Here is a 12,520-nt window from a genome sequence, read left to right as displayed (position 1 = left end):
ACGACCATGCCCCGTGGGCAGCACGGATCCAGCATCAAGGACGACAAGACCTACGACGCACTCCGCGACGAGGGCGCGAGCAAGGAGAAGGCCGCCCGGATCGCCAACGCGTCGGCGCGCGACGGCAAGAAGGCGGTCGGCCGTCGCGGCGGCAAGGCCGGCGACTACGAGGACTGGACCGTCGACAAGCTGCGCGAACGCGCCGCGGAGATCGGCATCGACGGCCGGTCCGGCATGCGCAAGGGCGAGCTGATCAAAGCCCTGCGCAACCACTGACCATCAGCGCGGGCAGTACTCCGCGAGCCAGGCGCCGAACGGGGCCTCGTCGGCGTTGCCGTGCTCCACGTCGGCGGGCTCCGACGGTGCGACCGACGGGGTGAAGGACGGGTCGACGCTCCCGCGCACGTCGTCGAGGACGGCGTTCATCTCGGTGTAGCCGGACGGGTCGAGGCTCTCCGGAGCCCCGAGCGCCTGCAGTCCATCAACAGCAGCGATGACGGCGTCGGCGTTGGTCGGGTTGGGATCGGCGACCCACGTGCCCTGGGTGAGCACCAGCTGGTCCCAGCCGGCGCACCACGCGTCATCGGCGGCGGTCGTGACGGCCGAGGTCGTCGCGTCCGCGTCGCGTCCGCCGCCCTTCGGGTCGTCGTCGCCCGCGGCGAGCATGACCACGACCGCGACGACGATGACGACGAGCGCGCCCGCGATCGCCAGCGGGAGGAACAGTCGCTTCATGTCTCTCTCTCCTACACCCAGCGCTGGAACCAGATGCGGTCCAGCCACTCGCTGCTCGTCAGCAACCCGTTGGTCCAGATGGGCCAGAACCACGCGAAGTTGACCAGCACGAGCACCAGGAACGCACCACTGACCACCACGCCGACGGTTCTTCGCGTCGACGGTAGCCGCGAGGGCCCGATCAGCGTGCCGATCGACAACGTCAGCGCCATCACGACGAAGGGCAGGATCGCGATCGCGTAGAAGATGAAGATGGGGCGGTCGTCGTACTGCAGCCAGGGCAGCCAGGTCGACAGCGTGCCGACCACCGCGACGCCGTACCTCCAGTCCCGCTGGCCGATCCACATCACCACGCTGAAGAGCAGGGCGATGCACCCGCCCCACCAGATCATCGGCGTGCCGATGAGGAGGACCTGGCGGATGCAGTCCTCGTTGGCGGCCGCGTCGCAGTCCTTGTCGCGGGGGAGGCCCTGGTTCTCCCCGGTGAGCGGGCGGTCCTCGGGCTGGATGTCGTTGGTGACGGCCACGCCGACCGGCCTGTTGATGAGCAGCCAGCTCGACGGCTTGGAGGCGTAGGTGTGCTCGGAGCAGTTCAGGAAGTGCGTGTGGAACGTGTAGACGTCTTGGTGGTAGTACCAGAGCGATCGCAGCGACTGCCACACCTCGCCCAGCCCGCTGGCGTCCTTCTCGGTGGCGGTCGGCCAGCGCTTGCTGTGGTCGAGGTCGGTCGCCACGTAGGAGTCGTCGTTGGCGGCGCAGTGGCCCTGGCCGGTGTATTGCCGGTACTGCGTCGAGCTGAGGTGGTCCTCGTAGGCGCTCGCGTGGATCAGCCACCCGGTCCAGGTGGCGATGTAGACGAGCACCGCGACGACGACCAGGTGGACGAACGCCGGGATGCCGTCGGAGACCGCCGACTTCACGACCGACCACCGCACGCCGTGGCTGCGCCGGGCGCCGGCCGACCAGAACCACACCATCAGCCCGAACGCCCCGAGCGGGTAGAGCGCCACCCACTTGGTGCCGATGGCCAGGCCGAAGCTGATGCCGCCCGCGAGCAGCCAGGGACGGAAGAGCAGGGCGCGGACCGGGCCCCATCCGGGTTCGGTGGTTGAGCTTGTCGAAACCCCGTCGACGAGGCGCGCCATCCTCCGTCGGTACCAGTCCCGGTCGGCAACGATGCAGTGGATCCCGCAGAGGAGGAAGAACGCCAAGAAGATGTCGAGCAGGGCGAGCCGCGACAGCACGAAGTGGAGCCCGTCGAACATCAGCAGCATGCCGCCGATGCAGCCGAGCAGCGTCGACCCCGTCATCCGACGGAGCAGCCGGCACATCACGAGCACCATCAGTGCGCCCACGACGGCCGACGCGATGCGCCAGCCGAAGGGGTCCATCCCGAAGGTGTGCTCGCCCAGCGCGATCAGCCACTTGCCGACCTCGGGGTGCACGGCCATCGACGGGTCGCCGGTCCACACGTTGTTGACGTGGCCCTCGAGGATGTCGGCGTCGATCTTGTTGGCCGTGTTGCCGTCGACGTCGGTCAGGTAGGTCTGCGCGTAGCCGTTGTGCAGGACCGACCAGGCGTCCTTGGCGTAGTAGGTCTCGTCGAACGCGAACCGGGCCGGGGTGCCGAGGTGGTAGAGCCGCAGCGCGAACGCCACCAGCGTCACGCTGATCGGCGCGAGCCAGCCGACGGCTTTGTCACTGGGCCGCAGCCCGGCGAAGAACCCGCGACCGCGCTCGGCGGCGAGCGGCACGGCCTCACCCTCCGCCGTCCGCGAGAGCCCCGTCCACTCCTCGGTGGGCTGGTCGGTCGCGGTCACGACGGTGAACTCTACGACTCCTGCCATGATCGCCCTGTGACCTCTCCGGGCGTTCTCGTACTCGCGGCGACGCCGATCGGGCGCGTGGGGGATGCGCCGCCTCGGCTGGCCGAGGAGCTGGCGGGCGCTGACGTGATCGCTGCGGAGGACACCCGGCGGTTCCGTCGGCTGGCCTCCGACCTCGGCGTCGAGATCACCGCGCGGGTCGTCTCCTACTTCGAGGGCAACGAGACCGGCCGTACGCCACAGCTGCTCGAGGCGCTCGAGGCGGGGCAGCGCGTGGTCCTGGTGACCGACGCGGGCATGCCGTCGGTGTCCGATCCGGGCTACCGCCTGGTGGTGGCGGCCGTCGCGGCCGACGTCCGGGTGACCGCGGTGCCGGGGCCCAGCGCCGTACTCACGGCGCTCGCAGTCTCGGGCCTGCCGGTCGACCGGTTCTGCTTCGAGGGGTTCTTGCCGCGCAAGGCGGGGGAGCGGTCGCGGCGGCTCGCGGAGCTCGCCGCCGAGCCGCGCACGATGGTCTTCTTCGAATCACCGCACCGCACCGAGGCCGCGCTGCTCGCGATGGCGCAGGCGTGGGGCGACGACCGACCCGGAGCGGTGTGCCGTGAGCTGACCAAGACCTACGAGGAAGTACGACGCGGGCCGCTCGCCGAGCTCGCCTCCTGGGCCGCCGACGGCGTCCGGGGCGAGGTGACCATCGTCATAAGCGGAGCTTCCGAAGCATCTACCAGTCAACTGACTGATAACGCTAGCCTGCGAGCGGCGGTCGATGCGTTGGTCGAGGACGGCCAGTCCCGCAAGGACGCGATCGCCGCGGTGGCACGGACGACCGGGCTGCCCAAGCGCGAGGTCTACCAGGTGGTGCACAGTGGCGAAGACGACGAAGACTGAGTCAACGGCGATGTCGACGGAGAAGCGGATCGAGACGATCGAGCACGACGGGCTCGTGTTCGACGTGCTCGACGAGGGTCCGATCGGCGGCGAGCCCGTCGTACTCCTGCACGGCTGGCCCGAGCGCGCCACGGTCTGGCGGCACGTCGCGCCGATCCTGAACGCCGCGGGCTACCGCACCTACACGCCCGACCGCCGCGGCTTCGCCCCCGGCGCCCGGCCGAAGCGGCGCCGCGACTACACGCTGCCCAAGCTCGCCGGCGACATCGCGGCGCTGATCGACCAGGTCGGCGGCAGTGCCCACGTAGTCGGTCACGACTGGGGTGCAGCCACCGCGTGGGCGGTCGCCGGCTTCCACCCGGAGAAGGTGCGCACCCTGACCGCCGTCTCGGTCGGCCACCCCGCATCGTTCATGAAGGCGATGGTGAAGTCCGACCAGCTGCGCAGGTCCTGGTACGTCGTGAGCTTCCAGCTGCCCTTCGTGCCCGAGCTGATCGCGAAGTACGGCGGCGCCGGCTTCGACCGCCAGCTCATCAAGAGCGGCATGACCAAGGACGACGTCGCACGCGTCAGGGCCGAGATCATCGACGACGGCGCGTTCCACACCTCCCTCGGCTGCTACCGCGCCGTGCCGCTCACCGATCCGCGCTCGGTGCGGTTCCGGATCACGGCGCCGACCACGATGGTGTGGAGCGCCGGCGAGGTCCCGCTCTCCCGCTACGGCGCGGAGCGCAGCGCCGACTGGTGCGACGGTCCGTTCGAGTTCGTCGCTCTCGAGCGCGGGTCGCACTGGCTGCCGACCGAGGCGCCCGACGTCCTCGCCGACATCATCTTGGAGAGAATCCAGGGGTGACCGCAGCCCACGACCGTCCGCCCGCCCCGGAGCCGCTGCCGCACCCGGTGGTGGACAACCACTGCCACCTCGACATCGGCCGCGGCGGCCGGGGTGCCGAACCCTGGGACGCGCGCGAGGCGATCGACGCGGCGGCCGCGGTCGGCGTACGACGGATCGTGCAGATCGGCTGCGACCTGCGCGGCGCCGCCTGGGCGCTGTCCGCCGCGCGGCAGCACCCGGAGGTCGTCGCCGGCGTCGCGCTGCACCCCAACGAGGCACCGCGCCTCGACGCCGCCGGTGGCCTGGATGCCGCACTGGAGGCGATCGAGCTGCTCGCGGCCTCGCACGAGCGGGTGCGCGCCGTCGGGGAGACCGGGCTCGACAACTTCCGCACCGGCCCGGAGGGCAAGGCGGCGCAGGTGCGCTCGTTCGCGGCCCACATCGACCTGGCCAAGCGGCTCGACAAGACCCTGGTCATCCACGACCGCGACGCCCACGACGAGGTCCTCGACGTCCTCGACGCGGAGGGCGCGCCCGAGCGCTGGGTCATGCACTGCTTCTCCGGCGACGCCGCCTTCGCGCGCCAGTGCCTCGACCGGGGCGCCTACCTCTCCTTCGCCGGCACGGTCACCTTCAAGAACGCCGCGCCGCTGCGCAACGCGCTGGTGGTCACCCCGCAGGACCGGGTGCTCGTCGAGACCGACGCCCCCTACCTCACGCCCCATCCCTACCGCGGGCAGACCAATGCGTCCTACCTCATCCCGATGACGGTCCGCGCGATGGCCGAGGTCCGCGGCGACGACCTCGGCGAGCTCTGTGCGGCGATCGACGCCAACACCGAGAGGGCGTTCGGCGGCTCCTGGTGACCGGCTGAATCCCTATCCGAGCCGGGGTCCGCGGTCCTATCGTGGGGATGTCCGTCGGAGGTGACCCATGCTCCAGGTCGCGCGTTTCATCCTCGGGGTCGTGTTGGCCGTCCTCGTCTCTGCGGCCGGGTGTGATGAGAAGACGCCGTCGCCCGACAGCGGCCCGTCGGGTTCGGTCAGCGAGTCGGCCCGGCCCTCCCCGATGGACTCCCCGCCGCAGTCGCCCAACCCCACCGACGACTCCACCGGCCGGCTGTCCGGGGTCGCCAACCGCACGGGCGTCACGATCACCAAGGACGGTGCCCCGATCGACGCGGCCGGGCTCGCCGCTCTCGGGTGGTCCTCGGTCGACGCGGTGGCGGGAGAAGCGTCGTGGTCCGACCCGGCGCTCGGCCAGGTGAAGGTCACCTGGGAGATCCCCGACCAGCGCGCCCTGGCCTTCTTCGACGTGTCCTTCTGGGGTGAGGTGACCGGCGAGAACCTCGCGATCAACCCCTCGATGTCGACCACCGGCTTCAAGGGCGGACCGGTCGAGACCACCGCTCACGCGACCGGCGGGACGCGCGCGGAGGCGCCGACCCGGGTGCTGCGGGTCGAGGTGCCGGAGCAGTCGCCGGGGTCGACCGCGTCGGTGTCGATCAACCTCGGCTTCCCGCAGCCGGTGCTCATCACCTACAGCTACCTCTACGAGTAGCGGCTGCCCGGACGACGCGTGCACGGTGCTAGCAAAAGCAAGCAACGGCGTGTGACAGTTGAGGCGGATGTGGCGATTTCGGGGTGAGACAGGTCACCTGCTGAGCGTGAAACGCGTGTCGCCGGTTTGCAAACCAGTGCTTGCTTTTGTTCTCGTAGGGGGCAGAAAGCCGGGATCGGGAACTTTCTGACCAGCACCGCCGGCGCCGTACGTATGAGGTACGGCGGCGGATGTCTCTCGGGGGAGATCGTGCTGGCACCCGAGGCCCGGGGAGCGCAACGTTCGGAGAATCGTGCCGGTAGACGAGCACCATACCCAGCCCCTGTCGTCCGCGACCCCTGCCGCCCAGGACACTCAGTCCTCATTCAAGGCCCGCGCCGCCGCCCTCTTCTCCTGGGCATCGGCCAGCAGGACCGCCCTCGTCGCCACCTCCGTCGTGGTGCTGCTCGCCGTTGCGGGTGCCACCTTCGGATACCGGTCGATGACGACCCCCGTGACTTTGTCCGTGGACGGCCAGGAGCGCCAGGTGCGCGTCATGGGCGACACCGTCGGTGACGTCCTCGATGCCGAGGGCATCGAGCTCACGTCCCACGACATCGTGGCGCCCGATCCCGACGAGGCCATCACCGACGGCACCCGCATCGCGGTGCGCTTCGGTCGCGAGGTCGAGCTGACCGTTGACGGCAAGACGAGCAGCCACTGGGTGACCGCTCTCACCGTCGACGACGCGCTCGGCCAGATCGGCGCGCTCTACCGTGGCGCCCGCCTCTCGACGAGCCGTGGTGCTGACATCGACCGTGGCGGTCTCGAGCTCGAGGTCGTGACGCCGAAGAAGCTCACCGTGACCCTGGCCGGCAAGAAGCCGCGCAAGGTCTCGGTCCCCGCTCTCACCGCGACCGACGCCCTGGAGGCGCTCGACGTCGACGTCGACAAGCACGACCTGGTCTTCCCCAAGGGTGACAAGGCGCTGAAGGACGGCGACAAGGTCCGCTGGGTCGACATCGAGATCAAGCACAAGCGCGTGAAGGGCGAGTCCTTCTCCGCCGCGACGATCACCCAGGAGGACAGCTCGTCCCCCGAGGGCACCGAGAACATCGTCCGCACTGGCGAGCCCGGCATCCGCGACGCCTTCTACAAGCTGGTCTTCCGCAACGGCGAGCTCGTCAAGAAGGTCCTCGTGAGCTCGGACGTGAAGACCGAGCCGGTCGCGCGGATCGTCGAGGTCGGCACGCAGGAGGTCACCAGCAACTACGCCGGCGGCAGCAGCGTGTGGGACTCCCTCGCGCAGTGCGAGGCCGGCGGCAACTGGGCCATCAACACCGGCAACGGCTACTACGGCGGTCTCCAGTTCAACCTCGGCACCTGGCACGCCTACGGCGGCTCGGGCTACCCGCACCAGAACAGCCGCGAGGAGCAGATCCGGATCGCCGAGAAGGTCCGCGCGGCCACCGGTGGCTACGGCTCGTGGCCGGGCTGCGCCCGGTCGCTCGGCCTGCCGATGTGACCAGCGGCCCGCTCAGGCCACTAGCCTCACCTGCATGACGAACTCCGCCGGTCCCGAGAAGTCGATCAGACTCCTCGGGCCGGCGGAGGTCCGTTTTCTGGCCGACAAGCTCGGCATCCGCCCGACCAAGCAGCGCGGGCAGAACTTCGTCATCGATGCCAACACCGTGCGCCGCATCGTCCGCGAGTCCGGCGTGACCGGCAACGACGTGGTCGTCGAGGTCGGTCCCGGCCTCGGCTCCCTGACGCTGGCGCTTCTCGAGACCGGGGCCTCGGTCACCGCGATCGAGATCGACCGCCTGCTCGCCGACGCGCTGCCGGCGACGATGGCGGAGTATGCGCCGGACCAGGCCGACCGGGTGCGCGTCGTACCCGTCGACGCCCTCAAGGTCACCGATCTCCCCGGCCCGGCGCCGACGGCGCTCGTCGCCAACCTGCCCTACAACGTGTCGGTGCCGGTGCTGCTCCACCTGCTGGCGCTGCTGCCCTCGCTCGAGCGGGGGCTCGTGATGGTGCAGGCCGAGGTCGCCGACCGCCTGGCCGCACCGCCGGGGTCGAAGACCTACGGCATCCCGTCGCTGAAGGCCGCCTGGTTCGCAGACGTACGACGGGCGGGCGCCATCGGTCGCAACGTCTTCTGGCCCGCGCCCAACGTCGACTCCGGCCTGGTCGCGTGGACCCGCCGCGAGCCGCCGCAGACCGATGTCTCCCGCGAGCAGGTCTTCGCGGTCATCGACGCGGCGTTCGCCCAGCGCCGCAAGGCGCTGCGCGGTGTGCTGCGCGGGCTGGCCGGGTCGAGCGAGGCCGCCGAGGCCGCACTGGTCGCCGCCGGCATCGATCCGCTGGCGCGCGGCGAGTCTCTCGGTATCGACCAGTTCGTGCGGATCGCCGAGGAGTTGGCAGGATCAGCCACGTGAGTGCCGCACCGCTTCCCGACCCCGCGTCTGTGACGGTGCGTGCGCCCGCGAAGATCAACGTCTACCTGGGCGTCGGCAAGGTGCGCGACGACGGGTTCCACCCGCTCGAGACCGTCTATCAGGCGGTGTCGCTCTACGACGACGTCACCGTGACCTCGGCCGAGGAGTGGTCGGTGACGACGATGGTCGGCGGCCCCCACGTCGACCACCTCGCGATCCCCGACGACGCCACCAACATCGCGATCCGCGCCGGCAAGGCGCTCGCTGCCCACCACGGCATCGACCGCGCGGCGTCGATCGAGGTCAACAAGAACATCCCGGTCGCAGGCGGGATGGCCGGCGGCTCGGCCGACGCCGCCGCGACCCTGGTGGCGCTCGACCGCCTCTGGGCGCTCGAGACGCCCGACGAGGACCTGCTGGCGATCGCGGCCGAGCTCGGGTCCGACGTACCTTTCGCCCTCGTCGGTGGCACCGCCACCGGCACCGGCCGCGGCGAGATCGTCACCCCGCTCGAGGACAACGGCAGCTGGTGGTGGGTCGTGATCTTCAACGAGGAGGGGCTCTCGACGCCGTCGGTCTACGGCGCCTACGACCTCCTCGAGGAGGGCGACCACGACTACCGGATCCGGCCGGAGATGCTCGACGCGCTGCGCTCGCCGCAACCGAGCGGCCTCGACGTCTTCCTCTACAACGACCTCGAGACAGCAGCCTTCTACCTGCGCCCCGATCTCGAGCGCACTGCCGAGGCCGCGCTCGAGTGCGGCGCGATCATGACGCTGCTGTCCGGCTCCGGCCCGACCATGCTCGCCTTCGCCAACGACGCGGAAGACGCGCGCCTCATCGCCAGCCGGCTCGGAGGTCGGGGCTACGAGCGCACCGCTGTCGTGCACGGGCCGGTCGCGGGCGCGCACGTGGTCGCCTACCAATGAGCGGAACCCCATGAGCAACCTCCTCAACCTCGAGCGCGTCTCCAAGTCGTACGGCGTCCGCCCGCTCCTCTCCGACGTCTCCCTCGGCATCGGGGTCGGTGAGCGCATCGGCATCGTGGGCCGCAACGGCGACGGCAAGACGACGCTGCTGCGGGTCATGACCGGCGAGGAGGAGGCCGACGAAGGGCGGGTGTCGCGTCAGCGCGGCCTGCTCACCGGCTACCTGCGCCAGAGCGACGACTACTCCGACACCCACACCGTGCGTGACGTGGTCCTCGAGGGGCGCGCCGACCACGAGTGGGCCGCCGACGCTGTGCTGCGGGAGATCGTCACGGTGCTGCTGGCCGGGGTCGAGCTCGACCGCGCGGTCTCGGGGCTGTCCGGTGGCGAGCGCCGTCGGTGCAGCCTCGCCGGCCTGCTCATCGGCGAGCACGACCTGATCGTCCTCGACGAGCCGACCAACCACCTCGACGTCGAGGCGGTCGCGTGGCTCGCCGCGCACCTGGCGGCGCGGTCCTCGGCGCTCGTCGTCGTCACGCACGACCGGTGGTTCCTCGACGCGGTCTGCCAGCAGACCTGGGAGGTGCACGACGGGGTCGTCGACGCCTATGAGGGCGGCTACGCGGCCTTCGTGCTCGCCAAGGCCGAGCGCCAGCGCCAGGCTGCCGCGTCGGAGACCCGGCGGCAGAACCTGGTCCGCAAGGAGCTCGCCTGGCTGCGTCGTGGAGCCCCCGCGCGGACCTCGAAGCCGAAGTTCCGGATCGACGCGGCCAACGCCCTGATCGAGGACGTACCGCCCCCACGCGATCGGCTCGAGCTCCAACGCTTCGCCACTCAGCGGCTCGGCAAGGACGTCATCGACGTCGAGGACGTCGACCTGCGGCGTGGAATTCCGGGGGCAGGGGAACGCGTCCTGCTCGACCGCGCCACGTGGCGGCTGGGGCCCGGCGACCGGATCGGCATCGTCGGCGTCAACGGTGCCGGCAAGACGTCGGTGCTGTCGCTGCTCTCCGGCGAGCTCGCGCCGCAGCACGGCAAGGTGAAGCAGGGGAGGACCGTCTCGCTCAAGCACCTGTCGCAGAACGTCGACGTCGAGGACCCCGAGTCCCGGGTGCTCGCCGCCGTCGAGGCGATCCGCCGCGTGACGAAGACGGTCGATGGCGAGATCACCGCCTCCTCGATGCTCGAGCGGTTCGGCTTCACCGGCGACAAGCTCACGGCCCGCCTCGGCGACCTGTCCGGCGGCGAGCGCCGTCGCTTCCAGCTCCTGCGCCTGTTGCTGAGTGAGCCCAACGTGCTGCTCCTCGACGAGCCCACCAACGACCTCGACATCGAGACCCTCAACGTCCTCGAGGACTTCCTCGACGGCTGGCCCGGCACCCTCGTCGTCGTCTCCCACGACCGCTACTTCCTCGAGCGCGTCACCGATTCGGTCTGGGCCCTCCTCGGCGACGGCCAGATCTCCATGCTCCCGCGCGGCGTCGACGAGTACCTCGAGCGCCGGTCCGCCGCCGAAGTGTCGGGGTTGAGCGCACGAAGTGTCGAGGTTGGCGATGCGAAGAGTCACACTTCGACCGACCAAGACCGACACTTTGAGGGCTCAAGCGCGACACTTCGCGCCAAGCCGGGTTCGGCCGAGGAACGTACGGCGCGCAAGACCGTCGCCCGCCTCGACAAGCAGTTGGAGCGGATCTCGGAGCAGGAGGCGAAGCTGACCGCGGCGCTGGTCGAGCACGCGTCCGACCCGGAGCGGCTCACGACGCTCGGCAACGAGCTGACCGCGCTGTTGGAGGAGAAGGAGTCGGTCGAGATGGAGTGGCTCGAGGCGGCTGCGCTGCTCGAGTGAACCCGCGGGTCAGTCCTCGGCGAAGGGGACGAGCAGCTCGCGGAGCAGGCCGGCGAGGACCTTCTGGTCGGCGGCCGACAGGTCGGCGAGCAGCTCGCGCTCGGCGTCGAGCAGGGCGCTGAACGCGCCGTCGACGGCGTCCTTGCCCTCCGGGGTCAGCCGCACCAGCACGCCCCGCCGGTCCGACGGGTCGGGGTGCCGCTCGACGAGGCCGCGCGAGGCGAGCCGGTCGACGCGGTTGGTCATGGTGCCGCTGGTCACCAGCGTCTCGCGGAGCAGGCGCCCCGGCGAGAGCTCGTACGGCGACCCGGCCCGCCGCAGTGCGGCCAGCACGTCGAACTCCCACGGCTCGATGTCGTGGGCGGTGAAGGCGGCGCGACGCGCGCGGTCGACGTGGTGACCGAGCCGGGAGATCCGGCTGAAGACCGCCACGGGTCCGAGGTCGAGGTCGTCACGCTCGCGCGCCCACGCGTCGAGCAGCGCGTCGACCTCGTCCCGCCCAGCCATGCCCATGACCGAGCACTTTACCGGACCAGTCGAGAATCTTGACGTCAAGATAAGTGAGTCCTAGGGTGGCGCCCGTGGACCAGCTCACCACCGACCTCGACCAGCTGCGGCTGGCCTCCCTGACGTGGGGCCCGATCGACGACCACGACGCGCCGCTCGCGGTCCTCGTCCACGGCTTCCCCGACACTGCTCACACCTGGCGCCACCTCGGTCCCGTGCTGGCCGACGCGGGCTACCGCGTGGTCGCGCCGTTCACGCGCGGCTACGGCCCGAGCGGGATGCCCGCCGACGGGAGCTTCCACGTCCCGGCGCTGATGAGCGACGTGCTCGAGCTGCACGCCGCGCTCGGCGGCGACCAGCGCGCCGTACTCGTCGGGCACGACTGGGGTGCCATCACCGCCAACGGCCTGGCGGCCGCGGAGGAGAGCCCGTTCCGTCGCGTCGTCGCGATGGCCGTGCCGCCGTTCGGTGCGATGAACCCGAGCCGCGGCAGTATCGCCGGCTGGGCGCGCATCCTGCCCCGCCAGGCGACGATGAGCTGGTACACCGCCTTCAACCAGCTGCCCGTCGTCCCCGAGCGCGGCTTCGACCGGCTGGTCACGCACCTGTGGCGCCGCTGGTCGCCTGGCTACGACGGCCGTCCCGAGCTGGCTCACCTCCGCACCTCGTTGCCCACGACCGAGCGCAAGGCCGCGGCCCTCGGCTACTACCGGGCCGGCATCCGCCCGTGGCAGGTGCCGCCGCGCTATCGCCACCTCGGTGCCGCCGCGGTCGGGATGCCGCGCGTACCGCTGCTCTACCTCCAGGGCGCCGACGACGGCTGCCTCGACGCCCGCTGGGCGGCGCAGGTCGAGCCCAAGCTGCGTCACGGCAGCCGGACGGTCGTGATCGACGACGCCGGCCACTTCCTCCAGCTCGAGCAGCCTGAGGTCGTCAACGCGCGGGTCCTCGAGTTCCTCGCCGAGGACTGACGG

General features: G+C 70.8%; 13 protein-coding genes. 10 read left to right on the top strand and 3 right to left on the bottom strand.

The features are described from left to right. The first annotated feature begins 6 nt into the window (after window positions 1-6). Entirely contained in the window at window positions 7-276 is a 270-nt protein-coding gene (locus tag F0U44_RS12520) for a DUF7218 family protein (protein WP_149728597.1), read from the top strand. Between the two features lie 3 nt (window positions 277-279). Here F0U44_RS12520 and F0U44_RS12515 read toward each other — a convergent pair whose 3' ends face one another. After that, on the bottom strand, window positions 280-735 hold the full coding sequence (locus F0U44_RS12515; RefSeq protein ID WP_149728596.1) for a hypothetical protein: 456 nt from the start codon (window positions 733-735) through the stop codon (window positions 280-282). Window positions 736-746: 11 nt separating this feature from the next. After that, window positions 747-2,582 (bottom strand): dolichyl-phosphate-mannose--protein mannosyltransferase, encoded by a 1,836-nt coding sequence (locus tag F0U44_RS12510; RefSeq protein ID WP_149728595.1) that lies wholly within the window; start codon window positions 2,580-2,582, stop codon window positions 747-749. A gap of 9 nt (window positions 2,583-2,591) precedes the next feature. On the opposite strand from F0U44_RS12510, the gene rsmI reads away from it, so the two are divergent. The 8 genes from rsmI (at window position 2,592) to F0U44_RS12470 (ending at window position 11,039) form a co-directional block, all read left to right on the top strand. After that, window positions 2,592-3,449, top strand: a complete 858-nt coding sequence (gene rsmI, locus F0U44_RS12505) for a 16S rRNA (cytidine(1402)-2'-O)-methyltransferase (RefSeq protein ID WP_149728594.1) — start codon at window positions 2,592-2,594, stop codon at window positions 3,447-3,449. Between the two features lie 10 nt (window positions 3,450-3,459). Continuing rightward, a complete protein-coding gene (locus F0U44_RS12500) occupies window positions 3,460-4,302 on the top strand; it encodes an alpha/beta fold hydrolase (RefSeq protein WP_149729035.1) in 843 nt (280 codons plus the stop codon). Then, window positions 4,299-5,150 (top strand): TatD family hydrolase, encoded by an 852-nt coding sequence (locus F0U44_RS12495; RefSeq protein WP_149728593.1) that lies wholly within the window; start codon window positions 4,299-4,301, stop codon window positions 5,148-5,150. Before F0U44_RS12500 ends, F0U44_RS12495 begins: the two co-directional genes overlap by 4 nt. A gap of 67 nt (window positions 5,151-5,217) precedes the next feature. Further along, complete coding sequence (locus F0U44_RS12490; RefSeq protein ID WP_149728592.1) at window positions 5,218-5,844, top strand: hypothetical protein; 627 nt, start codon at window positions 5,218-5,220, stop codon at window positions 5,842-5,844. A 292-nt stretch (window positions 5,845-6,136) separates the two neighbouring features. Next, window positions 6,137-7,348 carry a resuscitation-promoting factor gene (locus tag F0U44_RS23735; RefSeq protein ID WP_149728591.1) on the top strand — a complete coding sequence of 404 codons (1,212 nt, stop codon included), beginning with the start codon at window positions 6,137-6,139 and terminating at the stop codon, window positions 7,346-7,348. A gap of 34 nt (window positions 7,349-7,382) precedes the next feature. Further along, entirely contained in the window at window positions 7,383-8,264 is an 882-nt protein-coding gene (rsmA, locus tag F0U44_RS12480; RefSeq protein WP_149728590.1) for a 16S rRNA (adenine(1518)-N(6)/adenine(1519)-N(6))-dimethyltransferase RsmA, read from the top strand. Further along, window positions 8,261-9,193 carry a 4-(cytidine 5'-diphospho)-2-C-methyl-D-erythritol kinase gene (locus F0U44_RS12475; protein WP_246160437.1) on the top strand — a complete coding sequence of 311 codons (933 nt, stop codon included), beginning with the start codon at window positions 8,261-8,263 and terminating at the stop codon, window positions 9,191-9,193. The genes rsmA and F0U44_RS12475 overlap by 4 nt, the downstream gene beginning before the upstream one ends. A gap of 10 nt (window positions 9,194-9,203) precedes the next feature. Beyond that, the gene (locus F0U44_RS12470) at window positions 9,204-11,039 is read left to right on the top strand and encodes an ABC-F family ATP-binding cassette domain-containing protein (protein ID WP_149728589.1); all 1,836 of its coding nucleotides are present in this window, start codon (window positions 9,204-9,206) and stop codon (window positions 11,037-11,039) included. A 9-nt stretch (window positions 11,040-11,048) separates the two neighbouring features. On the opposite strand, the gene F0U44_RS12465 is transcribed toward F0U44_RS12470, so the two are convergent. After that, entirely contained in the window at window positions 11,049-11,552 is a 504-nt protein-coding gene (locus tag F0U44_RS12465) for a MarR family winged helix-turn-helix transcriptional regulator (protein ID WP_281292631.1), read from the bottom strand. A gap of 68 nt (window positions 11,553-11,620) precedes the next feature. Between F0U44_RS12465 and F0U44_RS12460 the strand changes: the two genes are divergently transcribed. Then, window positions 11,621-12,517: an alpha/beta fold hydrolase gene (locus F0U44_RS12460; RefSeq protein WP_149728588.1), complete on the top strand. Its 897-nt coding sequence runs from the start codon at window positions 11,621-11,623 to the stop codon at window positions 12,515-12,517. Window positions 12,518-12,520: the final 3 nt, after the last annotated feature.

The organism is Nocardioides humilatus (assembly GCF_008373755.1).
GTDB lineage: Bacteria > Actinomycetota > Actinomycetes > Propionibacteriales > Nocardioidaceae > Nocardioides > Nocardioides humilatus.
This window is presented reverse-complemented; position numbering and strand designations above follow the sequence as displayed.